This window comes from Rhodococcus sp. NPDC059969 (genome assembly GCF_042738325.1).
Taxonomy (GTDB): Bacteria; Actinomycetota; Actinomycetes; order Mycobacteriales; family Mycobacteriaceae; genus Rhodococcus_F.
Map to the genome: position 1 here is coordinate 1,307,588 of NZ_JBHWUF010000001.1, position 17,308 is coordinate 1,324,895.

At 62.0% G+C, this 17,308-nt stretch carries 23 protein-coding genes; 10 read left to right on the forward strand and 13 right to left on the reverse strand.

Annotated elements, in window-relative coordinates; genetic code table 11:
- Positions 1-45 precede the first annotated feature (45 nt).
- Positions 46-516: a hypothetical protein gene (locus tag ACFWAD_RS05995; RefSeq protein ID WP_378542141.1), complete on the reverse strand. Its 471-nt coding sequence runs from the start codon at positions 514-516 to the stop codon at positions 46-48.
- Between the two features lie 77 nt (positions 517-593).
- Here ACFWAD_RS05995 and lexA point away from each other — a divergent pair, with 77 nt between their 5' ends.
- Positions 594-1,283, forward strand: coding sequence for a transcriptional repressor LexA (lexA, locus tag ACFWAD_RS06000; protein ID WP_378542143.1), 690 nt, complete (start codon positions 594-596; stop codon positions 1,281-1,283).
- 13 nt (positions 1,284-1,296) lie between these two features.
- Here the strand turns inward: lexA and ACFWAD_RS06005 are convergent, their stop codons facing one another.
- Genes ACFWAD_RS06005 through ACFWAD_RS06020 form a run of 4 tightly spaced genes read right to left on the reverse strand, consistent with a single transcriptional unit; the run spans position 1,297 to position 4,636 of the window.
- On the reverse strand, positions 1,297-1,710 hold the full coding sequence (locus ACFWAD_RS06005) for a cupin domain-containing protein (protein WP_378542145.1): 414 nt from the start codon (positions 1,708-1,710) through the stop codon (positions 1,297-1,299).
- A gap of 29 nt (positions 1,711-1,739) precedes the next feature.
- Entirely contained in the window at positions 1,740-2,126 is a 387-nt protein-coding gene (locus tag ACFWAD_RS06010) for a DUF2255 family protein (RefSeq protein WP_378542147.1), read from the reverse strand.
- Positions 2,101-3,573 (reverse strand): MFS transporter, encoded by a 1,473-nt coding sequence (locus ACFWAD_RS06015; protein WP_378542149.1) that lies wholly within the window; start codon positions 3,571-3,573, stop codon positions 2,101-2,103. Before ACFWAD_RS06015 ends, ACFWAD_RS06010 begins: the two co-directional genes overlap by 26 nt.
- 25 nt (positions 3,574-3,598) lie before the next feature.
- Positions 3,599-4,636 carry a zinc-dependent alcohol dehydrogenase family protein gene (locus ACFWAD_RS06020; protein WP_378531049.1) on the reverse strand — a complete coding sequence of 346 codons (1,038 nt, stop codon included), beginning with the start codon at positions 4,634-4,636 and terminating at the stop codon, positions 3,599-3,601.
- Between the two features lie 167 nt (positions 4,637-4,803).
- Here ACFWAD_RS06020 and ACFWAD_RS06025 point away from each other — a divergent pair, with 167 nt between their 5' ends.
- Positions 4,804-5,688, forward strand: a complete 885-nt coding sequence (locus tag ACFWAD_RS06025; protein WP_378531051.1) for a helix-turn-helix transcriptional regulator — start codon at positions 4,804-4,806, stop codon at positions 5,686-5,688.
- 27 nt (positions 5,689-5,715) lie between these two features.
- Here ACFWAD_RS06025 and ACFWAD_RS06030 read toward each other — a convergent pair whose 3' ends face one another.
- From ACFWAD_RS06030 to ACFWAD_RS06050, 5 genes are all read right to left on the reverse strand, one after another.
- The gene (locus ACFWAD_RS06030; RefSeq protein WP_378531053.1) at positions 5,716-6,858 is read right to left on the reverse strand and encodes a diguanylate cyclase; all 1,143 of its coding nucleotides are present in this window, start codon (positions 6,856-6,858) and stop codon (positions 5,716-5,718) included.
- A 118-nt stretch (positions 6,859-6,976) separates the two neighbouring features.
- The gene (locus ACFWAD_RS06035; protein ID WP_378447348.1) at positions 6,977-7,441 is read right to left on the reverse strand and encodes an RrF2 family transcriptional regulator; all 465 of its coding nucleotides are present in this window, start codon (positions 7,439-7,441) and stop codon (positions 6,977-6,979) included.
- Between the two features lie 61 nt (positions 7,442-7,502).
- Positions 7,503-8,267, reverse strand: a complete 765-nt coding sequence (locus tag ACFWAD_RS06040; protein WP_378542151.1) for an SDR family oxidoreductase — start codon at positions 8,265-8,267, stop codon at positions 7,503-7,505.
- 75 nt (positions 8,268-8,342) lie between these two features.
- A complete protein-coding gene (locus ACFWAD_RS06045; RefSeq protein WP_378542153.1) occupies positions 8,343-9,239 on the reverse strand; it encodes an LLM class F420-dependent oxidoreductase in 897 nt (298 codons plus the stop codon).
- Positions 9,236-9,556: a GYD domain-containing protein gene (locus tag ACFWAD_RS06050; protein WP_007729728.1), complete on the reverse strand. Its 321-nt coding sequence runs from the start codon at positions 9,554-9,556 to the stop codon at positions 9,236-9,238. The genes ACFWAD_RS06045 and ACFWAD_RS06050 overlap by 4 nt, the downstream gene beginning before the upstream one ends.
- A gap of 81 nt (positions 9,557-9,637) precedes the next feature.
- Here ACFWAD_RS06050 and ACFWAD_RS06055 point away from each other — a divergent pair, with 81 nt between their 5' ends.
- From ACFWAD_RS06055 to ACFWAD_RS06070, 4 genes are all read left to right on the forward strand, one after another.
- Complete coding sequence (locus ACFWAD_RS06055; RefSeq protein WP_095972013.1) at positions 9,638-9,820, forward strand: hypothetical protein; 183 nt, start codon at positions 9,638-9,640, stop codon at positions 9,818-9,820.
- Between the two features lie 44 nt (positions 9,821-9,864).
- Entirely contained in the window at positions 9,865-10,680 is an 816-nt protein-coding gene (locus ACFWAD_RS06060; protein WP_378542155.1) for a DUF72 domain-containing protein, read from the forward strand.
- A 70-nt stretch (positions 10,681-10,750) separates the two neighbouring features.
- Positions 10,751-11,260 carry a hypothetical protein gene (locus ACFWAD_RS06065; RefSeq protein WP_378542157.1) on the forward strand — a complete coding sequence of 170 codons (510 nt, stop codon included), beginning with the start codon at positions 10,751-10,753 and terminating at the stop codon, positions 11,258-11,260.
- A 33-nt stretch (positions 11,261-11,293) separates the two neighbouring features.
- Positions 11,294-11,749: a PPOX class F420-dependent oxidoreductase gene (locus ACFWAD_RS06070; RefSeq protein WP_030536493.1), complete on the forward strand. Its 456-nt coding sequence runs from the start codon at positions 11,294-11,296 to the stop codon at positions 11,747-11,749.
- Positions 11,750-11,751: 2 nt separating this feature from the next.
- On the opposite strand, the gene ACFWAD_RS06075 is transcribed toward ACFWAD_RS06070, so the two are convergent.
- Positions 11,752-12,192: a winged helix-turn-helix transcriptional regulator gene (locus ACFWAD_RS06075; protein WP_378542159.1), complete on the reverse strand. Its 441-nt coding sequence runs from the start codon at positions 12,190-12,192 to the stop codon at positions 11,752-11,754.
- A 120-nt stretch (positions 12,193-12,312) separates the two neighbouring features.
- On the opposite strand from ACFWAD_RS06075, the gene ACFWAD_RS06080 reads away from it, so the two are divergent.
- The gene (locus ACFWAD_RS06080) at positions 12,313-12,717 is read left to right on the forward strand and encodes a PaaI family thioesterase (RefSeq protein ID WP_069145498.1); all 405 of its coding nucleotides are present in this window, start codon (positions 12,313-12,315) and stop codon (positions 12,715-12,717) included.
- A gap of 1 nt (position 12,718) precedes the next feature.
- On the opposite strand, the gene ACFWAD_RS06085 is transcribed toward ACFWAD_RS06080, so the two are convergent.
- A complete protein-coding gene (locus ACFWAD_RS06085) occupies positions 12,719-13,234 on the reverse strand; it encodes a MarR family winged helix-turn-helix transcriptional regulator (protein WP_230817536.1) in 516 nt (171 codons plus the stop codon).
- Positions 13,235-13,292: 58 nt separating this feature from the next.
- Here ACFWAD_RS06085 and ACFWAD_RS06090 point away from each other — a divergent pair, with 58 nt between their 5' ends.
- Positions 13,293-14,726 (forward strand): FUSC family protein, encoded by a 1,434-nt coding sequence (locus ACFWAD_RS06090; RefSeq protein ID WP_378542161.1) that lies wholly within the window; start codon positions 13,293-13,295, stop codon positions 14,724-14,726.
- A gap of 41 nt (positions 14,727-14,767) precedes the next feature.
- Positions 14,768-15,367 (forward strand): TetR/AcrR family transcriptional regulator, encoded by a 600-nt coding sequence (locus ACFWAD_RS06095; protein WP_378531068.1) that lies wholly within the window; start codon positions 14,768-14,770, stop codon positions 15,365-15,367.
- Between the two features lie 21 nt (positions 15,368-15,388).
- Here the strand turns inward: ACFWAD_RS06095 and ACFWAD_RS06100 are convergent, their stop codons facing one another.
- On the reverse strand, positions 15,389-15,829 hold the full coding sequence (locus ACFWAD_RS06100) for a VOC family protein (protein ID WP_003940268.1): 441 nt from the start codon (positions 15,827-15,829) through the stop codon (positions 15,389-15,391).
- Positions 15,830-16,001: 172 nt separating this feature from the next.
- Here ACFWAD_RS06100 and ACFWAD_RS06105 point away from each other — a divergent pair, with 172 nt between their 5' ends.
- Positions 16,002-17,165, forward strand: a complete 1,164-nt coding sequence (locus ACFWAD_RS06105; protein ID WP_378542164.1) for an alpha/beta hydrolase family protein — start codon at positions 16,002-16,004, stop codon at positions 17,163-17,165.
- Positions 17,166-17,308 lie beyond the last annotated feature (143 nt).

A 17,308-nucleotide genomic window follows, 5' to 3' on the forward strand; every position in this document is an offset into this window, starting at 1 on the left:
GTCGGCGAATGTGCTGGAGATGTTGCGTCGACGTACCCGATCGCGTCACGGGGTCTGTGATCGGTGAGTTCGCTTCCGCAATCGTCGGTTGTGCACCACGACGGGAAGAACATAGGCAGCGACCATGGTTACGGCAAGCAGTCCGAGGTAGAGGTAGGCCCAGGTCCATCCCGCTGCTCGTATGGCCAGCAACGATCCGCCCATGATCAACGGCGTCCCGGCCCCGGCGAGCAGATCGACGTCACGGGGCGACACGGGTGGGGTTCCCAGTACCGGTACACGCCTGCCCGAGTTTTCTCTGAGCGTCCGTCCGACCGATGCGAAGTAAAGTGCAACGCCCACGACGGCCATGGCGACTCCGATTGCTATCGAGCCGGCCCCCGACCGCGTCGACAACATGGCATAAGCCACAAAGCATGTCGCTCCCATCGCAAGTGGCGCTGTCGTCCAGATCGGCGTCGAAGTATGGGTATCTGCGGGGACGCTCACTGGACGCATCGGTTCGAGGGGCTCCATCAGCCCAGCGTGCCATGTGCTGCTCGGGAAACAAACTGTGACCGCTGTTTCTTTCCCGGCCTCCCTGCCTGGCCGAGATGTCGGGACCTCTCACTACGATTCTCGTCGTGACCGATTACGACGATCTCGACATGTTCGGTGGCCTCGACGCCTCCTCCCTGCCGCTCCGCCAGCAGCAGATTCTGATGACCATCCGGGATCTCGTTGCTGTCAACGGGTGCACGCCGAGCACGCGGCAGATCGGAGACGCGGTTGGCTTGCGCTCGACATCGACGGTGTCCAAGCACCTCAAGAGCCTCGAGGAGAAGGGCTTCCTCCGCCGGGGAGCGGCCATGGCTCGGCAGTTGGACGTGCGGCCTTTCCTCGTGGGCGCGAAGGAACAGTCGTCGTCGAATACCGTCACGGTTCCAGTGGTCGGCGACATTGCCGCCGGCGCGCCGATCCTCGCGGAAGAGCACACCGACGAGGTGTTGGCGCTTCCTCGCGAGCTCGTCGGTTCCGGCACGGTGTTCGGTCTTCGGGTGCGTGGTGAGTCGATGGTCGACGCAGCAATCTGTGACGGTGACGTCGTCGTGGTGCGCCGCCAAGACGAAGCCCATTCCGGTGAGATCGTTGCCGCGATGATCGACGGTGAGGCCACCGTGAAGGTGCTCCGGCGCCGCGACGGTCACGTGTATCTCGAGCCTCGCAATCCCGCGTACAGCGTCATCGACGGCGACCGAGCGGCCATCTTGGGCAAGGTTGTTTCCGTGATGCGACGTATCTGAGACTTATCCGGTCTCAGCGACGGTTGGCGCGGAGGCCGTTGTATTCCTCGTCGGTGACTTTGTCGCCCCACGTGGTTTCGGCGCTACCGTCGCCGGGTCCTTCCCACAGTGCGAGGTGGCTCATGAAACGATCTGGTGCCGCGCCGTGCCAGTGTTCTTCTCCCGCCGGGGTATAGATGGTCTCGCCCGGGTGTGCTTCGATGATCTCGCCGCCGCGAGCTTGAATCAGAGCGGTGCCGGAGACAATGTGGAGGGTCTGTCCGAGGGCATGTGAATGCCAGTCGGTTCGCGCACACGGTGAAAAGCGAACCATGTTGGCGCGCATCCTCGACGGCTCCTGGTCGGCGTAGATGACGTCCCACCAGACGTCGCCGGTGAACCAGTCGCCGGGTGCCTTGCTGGTGGGCTGGGGCGTCAAGATTTCCATGAGTTCTCCTCGGGATCGAAAGGGTGAGTTCAGTTCTGCGTCAGCGGAACAAGTCGAATTGTGTTGGGCGCGGCCTCCGGCCCGGTCACGGAGCCGACAATCTGTGGGCCGTAGCGGTCGTATTTGGTGTGATAGGCGGAGTCGATCACGGAGTGGGCATCCGCTGTGGCGGCCTCGAAAGAGACGTCCCGTTCAATTCCTCCTGCTCGGATTCGGCCCGTTCCGCTTGCCGTTGCTCGGACGAACCAAGGGTTGTCGGTTCCGTATGCCGAGCGCACGTACAACTGGTTGTCGGCCCGAACAACCCATATGGTGACGTACGGCCTCGCGGTGCCGTCGCGGCGGAACGAGGAGATCTGCAATTCCTCGGCACTGCCGATCTTGGTCAGTTCAGCCTCGGTCCACGAGTGCGACATCTCTGGTTCCTTTCTCCGGTTCGAATTGCTGTGTGGTACTTCGCGTTCTCGTAGCCGGGACGATCAGTGCGAGAACTATGACGAGACAAGCGGCGAGCAGGACGGTTCCTGTGGTGAGAGCCGTTGATACGTGATCGGTGAGTGCGGTTGCAGCGTCGTCGGCAGTGGATCCGGCTCCTGCCGAGACCGCGACGAGGATGCCGAGCCCGAGAGCGCTGCCCAGTTGGTGGGCAGTGTTGACCAATCCTGATGCGGCACCTGCATCCTCGGCATGTACCCCGGAGATACCGGCGGAGGTCAGTGGCGCGAATGCCAGCCCCTGCCCGGCGCCGATCAAGATCATCGGAAGCGCAATCGCAGTGAGATACGAGCTGTTGGGATGGACCAGGCTGAGCCAGCCCATGCCGGCGAGAGTAGCGGCAATGCCAACCGAAAGAAGCGCGGAGTTGCCGAATCGCGGCGTCAGTCGCGGAATAAGCATCGCCACAGCAAAATTGACGATCGTCATCGGGAAGAAGGCGACGCCGGCTTGGAACGCGCTGAAGCCCAAAACACCTTGGAGTAGCTGAGTAGTGAAGTAGAAAAATCCGATCATGGCACCCAGATAGAGCATTCGGGCGGCGTAGGCACCGGATCGCTCTCGGCTACGGAACAATCTCAGCGGCATGATCGGCTGTTCCGCACGCGCTTCGTTGAGGAAGAGCAGGATCAGAAGTGTCGCCCCAGTCGCCAGGGTCAAAACAGTGATCGGTGAGGTCCACCCCGCTTCGGCCGAGTTGACGGTGCCGAAGACGAGTGCGGTCATGCCGAGTGTGGCGAGAACGGCGCCGCTCACATCGAAACGTCCGGTGTTCGGCTCGGTTTCCGGAATGAACCGGGGAGCGAGCACGATCATCGCGATACCGATCGGAACGTTGATGAAAAAGCCTGCGCGCCATGACACCCAGTCGGCCAGGGCGCCACCGATCACGAGTCCGAGGCTGGCGCCTATCCCTGCTGCAGCGCCGTACCAGGCAACAGCGCGCGTTCGCTCCCGGCCGGGTGGGAAACTGGCGGTCAGTAGTGACAGCGACGCCGGGGCCACCACCGCAGCTCCGACGCCTTGGAGAGCGCGTGCCGCGATGAGCCACCACCCGTTCGGTGCGACGCCGACGAGAAACGACGCAATCGCGAAAATCGCGAGCCCGGAGACGAATACGCGACGACGGCCGAAGATGTCCCCGAGACGAGCGCCCAGCAGGAGAAGGCCGCCGAACACCAGGGTGTAGGCGTCCTGGACCCAGGAAAGACCGGTCGCCGAGAAACCCATGCTGATGTCGATGCTGGGTAGACCGGTGAAGATGATCGAATTGTCGAGCAGGATCATGAAATAGCTGATCAGAATGATCGCCAGGATCGCGGTGGAATTGATTCGACCGGCGGCCGGGTTGTCGGCAGTGTGAGTCACGCGCTTCTTCTTCACAGGTGGTGGATTACGGGCGGACGAGGACCTTCAGCGATTCACGGGAATCCATGGCTCGGTAGCCTTCCGCAACGTCGTCCAGTCCGACGGTGCGGTCGAAGACCTTGCCCGGCTGGATCTTTCCGTCAAGAACGTCGGGCATCAGTTCTTCGATGTACGCGCGAACGGGAGCCGGTCCGCCGGTGAGAGTGATGTTGGGCCCGAAGAGTGTCCCGAATCCGATTGGAGCTTCTTCGTATTGGGGTACTCCGACTCGGCTGATGACGCCGCCCGGTCGGACAACTCCGAGTGCCTGCTCGTAGGCAGGCATATGACCTACCGCTTCGAGAACGACGTGAGTACCGTCCCCGCCGGTCAGTTCACGGACTTTCTCGATGCCTTCGTTGCCACGTTCGGCAACCACATCGGTTGCTCCGAACTCGAGGCCGAGGTCCGTGCGGATCTTGTGGCGCCCCATGAGGATGATGCGCTCGGCACCGAGGCGTTTGGCGGAGAGCACTGCCATCAGGCCCACTGCTCCGTCTCCGATGACCGTGACCGTCGTGCGTTGGTTGACGCCGCCCTTGACCGCCGCGTGATAGCCGGTGCCGAAGACGTCGGAAAGCGTCAGCAGTGACGGCAGGAGTTCGGAATCCTCGCCCACCGGTGCCTTGACCAGGGTGCCGTCTGCCAACGGCACGCGGATGGCCTCCGCCTGCCCGCCTCCGATCCCGTTTCCGGCCCAGAATCCGCCGTGTCGGCAGGAAGTCTGCAAGCCTTCGCGGCAGAAGTCGCACGTCCCGTCCGACCAGGCGAAGGGAGCGATGACGAAGTCGCCCTTCTTCAACGTGGACACCTCCCGACCTATCTCTTCGACCACTCCGACGAACTCGTGGCCCATCGGGGAACCGCCTGGCGTGGCCGGCATGTTGTGGTAAGGGTGCAGGTCAGAGCCGCAGACGCAGGCCCTGACGACCCGTACGATCGCGTCCGTCGGCTGCTGAAGTACTGGATCCGGCACGGTCTCGACTCGAACGTCTCCGGCGCCGTACATGATGGTTGCGCGCATGATGTCCCCTCTTGCTTATGGTGTTGCGTGCTTCTGGGTCGACGTTTCTGCGTGAACCGGTCGACTGCAATGAGTCAACGCCGCGCATCGCGGGCGCGGGAGTGTCTGTTGTTCCAGGTAACGGCAGTACCTCCCTCTGTCATCGCCGCTTGAGTAACGTGAACTGCATGGACAACCGAGCCGAGATTCGCGAATTCCTCAGCTCCCGTCGTGCTCGCATCACACCCGAGCAGGCAGGACTGCCGGCCTACGGCGGAAACCGTAGAGTCAAGGGATTGCGCCGTGAGGAAGTCGCTCTGCTCGCCGGTGTGAGCATCGACTACTACGTACGCATGGAGCGCGGAAATCTGGCTGGAGCGTCGGACTCGGTACTCGAAAGCCTCTCCCGAGCACTACAACTCGACGAGGCCGAAACTGCCCATTTGTACGACCTGGCGAAGGCTGCCGGTGCAGGCGCACCGAGTAGAAAGCGGCCGGCGCCCAAGGGCGTGAGCCCGGCGATTCAGCAGATACTCGACGCCATCACCGACGCCCCGGCGTGGGTACGTAATGCCAGGCACGACATGCTGGCGGCCAATCGCATGGCGCGCGCGTTGTATTCGCCGGTCCTGGCTGATCCGCGTAGGCCGGCGAACAACGCCCGCTTCGTGTACCTGGACCCGGCGTCGCAAGACTTCTTCGTGGATTGGGAGCGCGCGGCGGACGACATTGCCGCGATGCTCCGCTCGGAAGCGGGGCGCAATCCCCACGACAAGGCGCTGACCGAGCTCATCGGTGAACTTGCCACCCGCAGTGAGGTATTCCGCACCCGTTGGGCGAAACACAATGTGCGCTTTCATCGGACGGGTTTCAAGAAGGTTCGCCACCCCGTCGTCGGCGACCTGGAACTGAACTTCGAGGCGATGGAATTGCCGTCCAATCCCGGGCTGACACTGCTGGTCTACACCGCAGCGCCTGGGACGCCGACGGCTGATGCACTCAAACTCTTGGCGAGTTGGGCGGCTACCCAGGATCAGTTGGATCCGGCGAACGACAGCGAAGCGTCGCTCTAGAAGTCGATCGGTATGTGACGTGCTGATTCAGCTCAGATGCGTTACCGCCCAGGCTACCTGGTCTCCACCTCGTCGCTTCGCCCGATACATCGCGTTGTCGGCATCGGCAAGAATCCGATCGATGGTTCCCGAAGCGTCCGGGATTGTCGAGGACAGCCACACGCTGGCGCCGACGCTCACCGAGATCGACTGTCGGCCGGCAGGCTTCGATATCGAGTTGTGAATGTCCACCACGGTTTTTTCGATACGACGTGGCTCGACCGGCATGAGAATCACGAACTCGTCGCCGCCCGTCCGCGCCACCAACCCGATCTCTCCGACGGCCGAGTTCAATCGTCGACCCACGGTCACCAGCATCCGATCGCCTTCGGCGTGACCGAGTTTGTCGTTGACGCTCTTGAACGAATCGACGTCGATCACTATCGCAAGGACTACGTGTCCCCGGAGTTCTTCGACATCGAACAGCTGGTGCCAGACATTGTGCAGCCCACGCCGATTCAGGGCAGCGGTGAGCGGATCTCGCCAAGCGTGTCGTGCATCGTCGGTCAAATACAGGACGAGAAAATGCACGGTCATCGCGGCTGAGGCGATAACACACCCGATGACCAATCCAGTAGACACCGACAGCGAGGAATCGGTATCCGGATCGGTGACCGCTCGAATTGTCAGTAGGGCTACGACCAGCAGTGCACCGGCGATCTGCGCAGTCACTATCCGGGGGCTGTGAAACACCGACGAATAGTTCGCGACGACTACGAAGAGCACCGCACCGGTCAGTGCCAGGAAGCTCGCATGGATTCCGGCGAGCAGGATCAAGGACAAACAGATGTTGGTGAGCGCAATGAATCGAACGGATTGTCGGTGGCTCGGCCAGGATCGTCCGAACGACCAACGAATCATGCAGTACAGCGCGATCACACATGCTGTCCCAGCAGCGAGCCGTTCAGGGACTTCGGTTGCGCCGCCCTTCACGAATTGAGCCAGTACGGCGAGTGCGACGAACACCGCACACCAGAAGGTGACGACGACCCTGGCTGTCCCCAGCATCGATCGAGCAGCCAGAAACCTGGGGAACCACTCGCCGTCGTACGCAAGGGACCACCAGCGACGCAACAGTCCCGTTGTCTGACGGATATTCTGCCCCAACCCCGCAGCGCCACTGACTCCCATGAAACCCCCTCCGAGATCTTGCGAAAATTCCCGGAGGTTTCTTCGTCAAGATTTGATCCCCGAACAAGGTACCCGATAGTTGAAAGACGCATTAATGCATCGTGAGGCGTAGACGACTCTAGGGCGAGATCGGTTCCGTCAGGATCTTTCTGAGGGCCGGAAGGTCCAGGGTTGCAGCTAGATCGGCAATCGTGACCCCCGACAGTGATGCGCGCCAGGCTTTTTCGGCGTCAGCCATGACTTTGGCTATTCCGCAGGCGGAACGGCACTGCTCGGGCGGAGCGGCGAGGATTCCTTGCTGCCGAATCTCCGTGCACCGGAACGCAGGTTCGGTGCCGTCAACCGCCTGTACGACGTCGAGAACCGTGATGCTCTCGGGAGCCCGGGTGAGAACGTACCCACCGTCTCGGCCCTCGGTCGGATTGACCAGACCGGCGTGCGCGAGCGCTCGCAGATGCTTCGCCAGGTATGTCTTCGACACCCCGTGAAGTTCGGCGAGTCTGGCTGTGGGTACCGGCCCCTCGGCCTGGCTGAGAACCACACAGCAGTGGAGTGACCACTCCACGCCTCCGGAAAGCTTCATGATTGGACTCTATCGACGCCGCGGAAAGCGGTGCGGGTCGGACATCGGTCGAGGGTGTACGTCAGGCCTTCTCGGCAAGCCACGCGTCGTATGTTGTCGGCGCAATCCATGCATCTGCACCGGGTGTCGGGGTGAGTGCCGAGTTGTCGAGTTTCGCGCCGAAGTAGCCGGCCTCGGGATCGGAGATCACCGAACGCTTGTCGCCGGTGACGAGGAACAGGCGCCGGACCAGTTCGTCGATGCCCAGCGGTTCGGGCCCGGCAATCTCGACCGTGCCGTTTTGCGGCGCGGCGGTCACTACCTCGGCGACGTGAGAAACGACGTCTCGAGACGCGATGGGTTGCAGATGTCCCGGCGTTGCGTGGACAGCGCCGTCGGTGGTTCCAGAATCGGTGGTTCCCGCGTCGGCGATTCCGGCGACGAACTCGAAGAACTGGGTCGAGCGGACGATCGTGTAGGGGATCGGGCCCGCTTTGACCAGGTCTTCCTGGGCGACCTTGGCTCGCATGTACCCCGAATCGGGCAGTCGATCGGCACCCACGATGGACAGAATGACGTGGTGCCCGACGCCTGCCTTCTCTTCGGCGGCGAGGATGTGGCCGGTTCCGTCACGGAAGAAGGCCAAGACGTCTTCGTCCGACCAGGACGGGGAATTGGTCAGGTCCACGACGACGTCGGCGCCCTCGACGGCTTCGGCGATACCTGTGCCGGTGGTGATGTCGATCCCGTCGGCACGACCGAGTGCCTTCACGTCGTGCCCGGCGTCATTGAGCTTGGCGGCGACCTGGCTTCCGATGAGCCCGCTCCCGAAAATGACGATCTTCATGATTTTCTCCTTTACTCGGATAAGTCATATCCAAGTATACTCGGACATAACTTATCCAAGTCAAGGGTTGTCCGGTCAGCCGAAGAGTTCGGCGGCCAGTGCTTCGTAGGTCGCGAGCGGATCACCCTCGGCAGGAAGTGCTTGGATCGCAACGTGATCGGCGCCCGCCGCGACATGCTCGCGAAGTCGATCGGCGATGGACTTCGCGGTACCGCGTGCAACGAGGGCATCGATCACGCGATCGTTTCCCTCGTTGGCCAACTCTTCGGGTGCAAAACCGAGGCGCTCGAGATTGCTCGTGTAGTTGCGCAAATACAGATAGGGGTTGGCGACGGCGGGACGTCCGATTGCTCTGGCCTTCTCCGGATCGGTTTCCAGAACAACCTTGTGCTCAGGAGCAAGAATCTTCGAGGGTCCGAGGATTTCACGAGCTTCGGCCGTGTGTTCGGGGGTGGTCAGGTAGGGATGCGCGCCGGCGGCGCGATCGGCGGACAGTTTCAACACCTTCGGTCCCAGCGCGGCGAGGACACGGCGAGATTCCGGGACCTGGGCTGCATCGAGTTCGTCGAGGTAAGACACCAGCGAGGCGTACGGCTTGGTGTAGTCACCGGTCGCCTCTGGATGTCCGACGCCTACACCGAGGAGGAATCGCCCCGGATGCGCGGCTTCGAGTCGGTGATAGGACTCCGCCACCTCAGCCGCAGGTGAGGACCAGATGTTGACGATTCCGGTTGCCACGGTGATGCGCTCGGTCGCATCGAGGAGTTTCTCGGCGATCCGTAGATCGGCCCGCGGTGAGCCGCCGATCCAGATGGTGCCGAAACCGAGTTTCTCGATCGCTGTTCCCAGTTCGGGCGGCAAACCAGCCGCTCCTCGCCAGATTCCGTAGGTGCCAAGGTCGGGTGTTTGCGTAGTCTCCGTCACAGCGGGTGCAACTCGGGCGCTGCCGGGATCTATTCCTTCCGACATCATTTGCCCGGCGCGCGGTAGTCGGTCGGTCGCTTGACTGCCTCGTCGATCTGCTCCGGCGTGAGCAGTGTGATCGACTCCGAGCGGGCTGCACCTGCCGCAGCTGTACGAATGCTCAATGCGGCGGCCGCGACGTCGTCCGGCAGGTTGCCGATCACGAACATGTCGTGACCGCCCAGTGCGAAGTGGCAGGATTCGACTGTGCCGCCGATGCTTTCGACCATTCGGGTTATCGCGTCGCGTCGCGCAGTGCCTCCCTCCTGTTGTAGGCCGGCGGCGCCGGAGGGCGAGTAGGTCACTTGCCAGAGGTATTTCGGCATTTCCACTCCTTGCTCGGGATGGGTACTTCGATCGTGTACCCGTAGGGCGCTCGGTGGCAATGGGTAGGGGACAATCACGGCATGGTTGGAACTCCGGTGATCGTGACTATCGTGTCCGTGTGTGTAGGTTTTGTGATCTTCATGCTGGCTGCCAGCGGTGCACGCGGAAAATGGGACCGTCGCCTCGTGATCGCATTGTTCGTCGCCGCGGTGGTGTGCCTGACCGTCGTACCGGTATCCGTCGCGCTCAGTGCCGGAGTTTGAAAACACGGAGTGTAAAACACTGGAGTGCCGCTTAGTCTGAAGCGATGGCAGATATTCGGGTAGGTATCTCCGGGTGGACGTATCCCGCGTGGCGCGGAGATTTCTATCCGAAAGGTCTTGCTCACCGCAAAGAATTGTCTTACGCCGCAGAGAGATTGACGTCGATCGAGATCAACGGCTCGTTCTATGCGTTGCAGAAGCCGGAAAGCTACACCAAATGGCGCAGTGAAACTCCCGAAGATTTTGTGTTTGCCATCAAGGGCGGCCGGTACATCACGCACATGAAACGGCTGCTCGACGCCCGCGACGGACTTGCGAACTTCTTCGCCGCCGGGACGCTCGCTCTCGGTCCCAAGCTCGGGCCGATTCTGTGGCAACTACCTCCGACGCTGCAGTTCGAACCGCGGCGGTTGGCGGATTTCTTCGACGGTCTTCCCCGTACCACGCAGGCTGCTGCTGATCTGGCAGCGCAGCACGACGACAAGCTGACCGATGAGAGAGTGTTCGCGCAGACGGAGAAGGATGTACCGATCCGTTACGCGGTGGAGGCGCGGCACGCCAGCTTCGAGACCGACGAAGCCGTGGACCTGATGCGCGAGCACTCCATCGGTTTTGTCGTGGCAGACACCGCCGGCAAGTACCCCCGCATCACCACTCCGACTACCGACTTCGTCTACGTGCGGATGCACGGAGACAAGGAGTTGTATGCGAGTGGGTACACCGACGAAGCTCTGGACAAGTGGTCCAAGCGATTTCAGGCCTGGGCGTACGAGGGTCTCGATGTGTACGTCTACTTCGACAACGACATGAAAGGCTTTGCGCCGCACAACGCAATGTCCTTGTTGGGGCGGCTGCACTGACGGATCGCCTGGCCTGTCGGTGGGATGTGGAAGGCTTCCGCATGAACGCGAGGACCGAGGAGATACCACGATGACGCCAGAACAGCGGACGCCGGAACAGAGCTGGCCGACGCATTGGCCGAAGGTCGCCCGTGACATCGCCGATGCCACGGCCGACGCACTGGTCGCGGTTCGGGCGGCAAATCGTGACGGATTGCTCGCCGCCGTCGAAGAACTGCGCGGGCTCTCCTTCGAGCAGGTCAGCTCCGTTCACGCGGCGATCGTGCGCGAATTGCTCGAGGACACGCATCCGGACGGCTTGTCCAGTGAGGACGTGCAGGATGCGCTGACTACTTGCGCCAAGTCCACGATCGTGTGGCTGCCGGATCTGGACGTGCAGGCACTGGCCGCGGTCTACACCGGGGCGCTCGGGATCTCGGATCTGGAAGACGATTCGTTCCGCATCGGGCACGGCGCGTACCTGCGTTCGGCGGTCCTGGTCATCGGGAGCTTGTCCACAGGAGTGAAGAAAGCCCAGAGCGCGTACATCATTCGTGCAATCGGCGAAATCGCACGTGCTCAGACCATCGAGATGCCCTGAGCGTCAGTTGGTAAATCGAATTAGGCTGAGGCCATGTCCAAGATCGCCAGCGCAGATCGTGTGTCGTTTGCCGAGCTCCTCGAATTCGTCAGGCCGCGCCATCGGGCCACGTTCGTCACGGTGAAGAAATCCGGCGAGTTGCAGATCTCTCCGGTGACGTGTGGTGTCGACGACGAGGGTCGGATCGTCATCTCCACGTACCCGGAACGGGCCAAAGCGGCGAATGTTCGACGGACGCCGGCGGTGTCTCTGTGTATCCACTCTGACGAGTGGAATGGTCCGTACGTCCAGGTCAACGGAACCGCGGAGTTGATCGATCTCCCGGATTCGGTGGAACCGTTGGTCGACTACTACCGATCCATCGCCGGTGATCATCCTGACTGGGACGAGTACCGCGAAGCCATGCGCAAGCAGGGCAAGAGCCTGATCCGTGTCACCGTCGACTCGTGGGGTCCGATCGCAACCGGCGGGTTTCCACCCGGACGTTGACGCTATCGAGCAGGTGGCGAGAGTTCGACTACGCGCGCGTCTCTGGCGGCCAGCGGCTCTTTGCAGTGTGCGCACACAACTTGGGCGTGCATGATTTCACCGCAACGATGCTCGACGACGGTTGGCGGCGGACCCGTCGTCGCAAAGGTGTCTCCCCATTCCATGAGTGCCATCAGAATCGGGTAGAGCGCCTTCCCTGATTCGGTGGCGACGTATTCGTAACGCGGCGGATGTTCTTCGTACCGACGCTTTGCGAGGACGTCGGCGTCGACAAGGGTGCGCAGACGCGCGGCGAGGATGTCGCGGCTGGCTCCCGTGCCCGCCGCGATCTCGTCGAACCGTCGTTGCCCGAGAACGATTTCTCTGAGCACCAGAAGTGACCACTTCTCGCCGACGACCTCCAGGGCGTTGGCGATGGAGCAGTTACGTCCTTTTGCTGCCATCGTGTCGGTGTCCTTATTGGTTGAAGACGTTAGTTGGGAAATCCAACTTAGCACTTGACGGCACGTATTTCGGGGCGGAAGGTGAGTCGAGAAATCCAACCGAGCAGATGAGGGGTCGACATGACGGAATTGAATCTCGAGGCAGCAAGCGGATTTGTCAGTGCCGCCGGATTGCAACTGGACGAGGTCTCCGGCACCAAGGTTGTCGGGCACATCGATCTGTCCGAGGCGCACCACACTCCGTGGGGCGTTGTCCACGGCGGCGTTTACACGACTGCCGTCGAGTCGGCCGCGAGCATCGGGGCGAGTACCGCAGTGGCGGACCGTGGCGAATTTGCCGTCGGAGTGCACAACGGAACGGATTTCCTGCGCGCCCGCACGGGTGGGCGCGTGGACGTCGTAGCTCTCCCGATTCAACAAGGACGGGTTCAGCAGTTGTGGTCGGTGGTCATCACCGATCCGGAATCGGGCAAAGAGGTGGCACGCGGTCAGGTGCGTTTGCAGAACGTACCGCTGCCGAAGTAGGTCAGTCCCAGATGCCTGAGTCGATGTTGAGTGAGATTCGTTTGAGCAGTGCCGTCAGTTGGGCTCGTTCGCTCTCGTCGAGTCCGGTCAGAACCTGACGGTCTCGCTCGACTCGTCGGGGAAACTCTGCCTCGACCAGTTCGCGACCGGCATCGGTGAGTTGAAGCAGAACCACCCGCCCGTCGTGTTCGAAACGCTGGCGCTCGACAAAGCCCAGTTTGGCCAGGCGGTCGGCGTGTTTTGTGGTGGCGGCGCCGCTGACCATCGTGACGGCGGTGACCTCGCTCGCTCGCAGGGGACGGTCACTGCGAGCGAGTGCGCTCATCACGTCGAATTCGGCTCGAGAGACTCCGCTCGATGCCAGCGCCCGGTCGAGCTGGTGGAGAGACTGCGCGTTGATGCGGGCGATCCGGCCCATCACCTCGACGGGAGCAGTGTCGAACTCGGGGTAGGCGCGCTTCCATTCGCGACGGACTTTGTCGATGAAGTCGTCTTCGGATCTGTTCGCCGCGCCCATGGCCCCATCTTAGCGACAGAATTCACATTACTTCACAAGTAATTTACTAGTGAAATAAATGTATGCTGGGTGGGTGACCCGAACCGAAACCGCAGCCAGGACGCCCAGCCGTCTCACTCATTCGAGTGAGGCCATTGCACATACCGTCTCCGGGGCGACGTGGCGAGCGGCTTTTCGTATCGGATCCGCGGACGCGACCATCGCCCCGGCGATCAGGGTCGGACTCGCCACCGCCGTAGTCCTCGTGGTCGGCGGACTGCTCGGGCATCGGGAATTGGCCGGCTTCGCGGCCTTGGGTGCGCTGTGTGCCGCTTTCGGCAGGTACGAGCCCTATCCACGGTTGGCCGGCAAGCTGGCAATGGTGGGCGCTGCACTGGTGGTTTCGATTGCCTTCGGCGGCGCCATGGGTGTCGCGGGCATTCCGATATGGGTGCAGATCGGCATCCTGTCGTTGCTTGCCGGTGCGTCGTATTGCTTCATGTCGGGCTTCCGGATCACCGGGCCGGGGCCCGTCATCCTCGTCTTCGCAGCGACCGGTGCAGCCGGATATGCCTCCAGCTTCGATGATTTGGCGAGGTTGGTGACTGTCGGTGCGCTCGGAGTTCTGGTCGGGTGGATAGCCGCGATGCTTCCGGCACTCGTGTTGCCGATGGGGCCTGCTCGCCTGGCAGTGGCTCGTGCCGTCTCTGCCGTCGGGCGCCTCGAACAGTCCGGCAAAGACGGAGTGGAGCCGGCACTCGCATCGATTGCCAACGCGCGCTTGGTCATTGCGTCGAGTGGCCGAATCAAGTCGACCGTCGATCACGGACGCGAACTGGTCGCAGTGCTCGACGAAGCAGAAGCGGCAGTTCAGGAGTGGCAGTTGCACGCCGACGCCACCCTGATTCGCAGCATCGCTCGGCACGAGAAGGAGCTTCGGAAGCTCAAGCGTTCCAGCATGATCGAACACGACCTCGCACCGGCACAGACCCTGGCCACACCCGAAGGCTATTTTCTCGAAGGATTGAATCGGCTGTATTCACGCCCGGTGCGGATGAACGCTCTCCGCATCGTGGCAGCGTCGGCTCTGGCCGGTTGGCTCGCGGCGGGAGCCGGGTTGGAGCATCCACTCTGGGCGTCGATGGGTGCCATCGCAGCGATGCAGGGGCTGAACTACAAGCAGACCGTCCAGCGTGGGATTCAGCGGTTGGTGGGAAATGTCGGTGGCGCCGTCGTCGCTGCTGCTCTCATCGCATTGACGCTCGGCTACTGGCAAGCGGTTGCCGTGGTCGTGATTCTGCAAACCGCTGCGGAGCTGCTCGTGATCAAGAACTATGCACTGACATCACTGGCCGTCACCCCGATGGCACTGCTCCTCATCGGTTTCAGCGCTCCGATCGGGACCGAAGCGGCAGTGGCTCGCGTCGCGGACACCCTCATCGGCGTGGTGATCGGTGTTGTCGTCGCCGCAGTGACGATCAGTCGATCGGATCGCCAACACGTCACCGTGTAACCGGTACTGCTGTGTTTCCGGTACTGCGTAGGCTCCTGCAGGTGGAGGACAGCACGCCGATCGACGGCCGGAAACTACGTTACCAGCATCGCCGTGCCGAATTGCTCGAGCAGGTGACCGCGTATGTCACGGCGAACGGCGTCGGTGAACTGTCCATGAGGCCGTTGGCCAAGGATCTGGGGATCAGTCATGCGACACTCATCCATCATTTCGGTTCGAAGGAACAACTGCTCACCGAAGTAGTCGCCACCCTGCGAGACAGCTCCTCTCTCGACATCTCGTCCGGGACCGACATCGTCGAGATGTTGACGAGTTACTGGAATGGGCGCACATCAGCGGAATCGTTGCCGAACTTTCGCTTGATGTTCGAGATCTACGGACAGGCGTTGTTGCATCCGGAGCGGTATCGCGAGTTTCTCGAACACGTAGTGGGGGACTGGTTGGGTGGTTTGGCAGATGCTGCGCTCGCGCATGGATGTCCGCCCGATCGCGCTGATCGCTACGCGACGATCGTGTTGGCGCAGATTCGCGGGTTGACACTCGATCTGGTGACCACCGGTGACCGCGTCAGAATCGACGCGGCGTTCGCCGAATTCGCGGCCGCGATGGGCGCTCTGGCCAGCTCCTGGAAGGCGATCTGACGCTCCGAATGCCGTGACGCTTCAGGCGATCTGCTCGAACAGGGACACGATGATCCCTTCAGGCCCCCGGACGTAGGCCATGCGCACGCTGTTCTCGTACTCGCCGATCCCGCCGATGAGTCCGTAACCGTCCGCAGCCACCGCGTCGACCGCAGCCTGGAGATCGCCCACCTCGAAAGACACGTTGCGTATCCCGATCTCGTTGGCCATCGGAGCAGGCGATCCGGGTACGTGCTCGGGCGTGACGAAGGACGAGAGCTCGAGCCGTGATCCTTCGCCCGGCGGGCGCAGCATGGCGATTTCGCACTTGGCTCCAGGGATACCGCAGACGGTTTCCACGAACTCACCCTCCACGGATCCGGTGCCCTCCACCTCGAGACCCAGACCGACGAAGAATGCCGTCGCTGATTCGAGGTCCGCGACGGTGATGCCGATGTGGTCGAAGCGTTGTACGTGGGCCATGGATCCATCCTCCTACTTTTTGGTGCCGGTTCGATGCTAGGTCGGAGTCACGGTCGGGATTTCGACATGTCTTTATGGTCAAACTGCAAAATTTTGCTTGACCGATCGGTTAAACAAAATCTACGATAGCGTCCAACGAGGTCGCCCATCGCACGAACCGGAGTCGTCAGACGTGAAATTCCAGTCGAAGTCGTTCGCACGCATATCCATCGCAGCCCTCTGTGCTGCAACGATCGGCTCCGCCGTTGCTGCGCCCATCGCGTCCGCACAGGCACCGAGCGCGTCGCAAGCCACGGGCACTCTGGTGTCGAGTGAGCCGCTACCGAAAGATCTGTGGATTCCGGGTACCGCCGACGCCAAGCGATTCACCTACTGGACCATCGGTTCTAACGGCGGGCCCGCGCTGAGCAGTGGCGCCTACTACGTCCCGGCCGGTCCGGCACCGGAAGGTGGGTGGCCCGTCATCGCGTGGGCGCACGGCACCACGGGGCTCGACGATTCCTGTGCCCCTTCGCTGGTCGGTCCAGGCCTGCCCGAGCGTGACTACCCCTACCTGGGGCGTTGGCTCTCCGAGGGCTACGCCGTAGTCGCCACCGACTACGTCGGTCTGGGAACACCGGGACTGATGCCGTATCTCGACGGAAAGGTGGAGGCGCACAGCGTCGTCGACTCGGTCAAGGCGGCTCGGGTGATCGACCCCGCCATCTCGAATCGGTGGGCAGTGGTCGGGCAGTCGCAGGGCGGCGGTGCGGCCATCACGACGGCGCGCTACGCCACCGAATACGGTGGGGATTCTCTCGACTATCGCGGCGGTGTGGGTACCGGCGTGCCGGCCAACATCGAGTTGACGCTCCTGCCTGCAGGTCCGGGCTTCCCGCCCATCGCCCTCGGCGGCGGCTTGACCTCGTACGCGCTCTACATCCTCGCGGGCCTGCGCGAAGCGCACCCCGAGATCGACCTGAACTCGTACCTCAACGAACTGGGCAGCGAAAAGGTCGACTCGGCCGAAAAGCTCTGCGCCGCAGACTTGGACGAGGCGTCCAAGGATCTGGTGCTCGGTGACATCTTCTCCCGCCCGCTCAGTCAGATCCCGAACTTCCAGGGTCTGTTGAACGATTACATGGGTGTGCCGACGAGCGGATACGACCGCCCCATTTTCATCGGCCAGGGTCTACTTGACGTGGATGTTCCTGCACCGTCGGCACTTTCGCTGGTGGCAGCGTTGGTCGCCAACGGTGAACCGGTCACCTTCAAGACCTACAACACCGATCACAGCGGTGCTTTGGTCGAATCGCAGGCTGACACGATTCCGTTTGTCGCGAACCTGTTCCGTTAGGCCTACCGAGAAATCCGGACCATCCGAGGGGTGGGGGGGGGGGGGGTGGGGGAGCGGCCCCCCCCACGAATGAAATTGAGAATTTTGATTTTTTTTTTAAAAAAAAAAAAACACCCAAAACAACACAAAAAAAAGAATGAGTA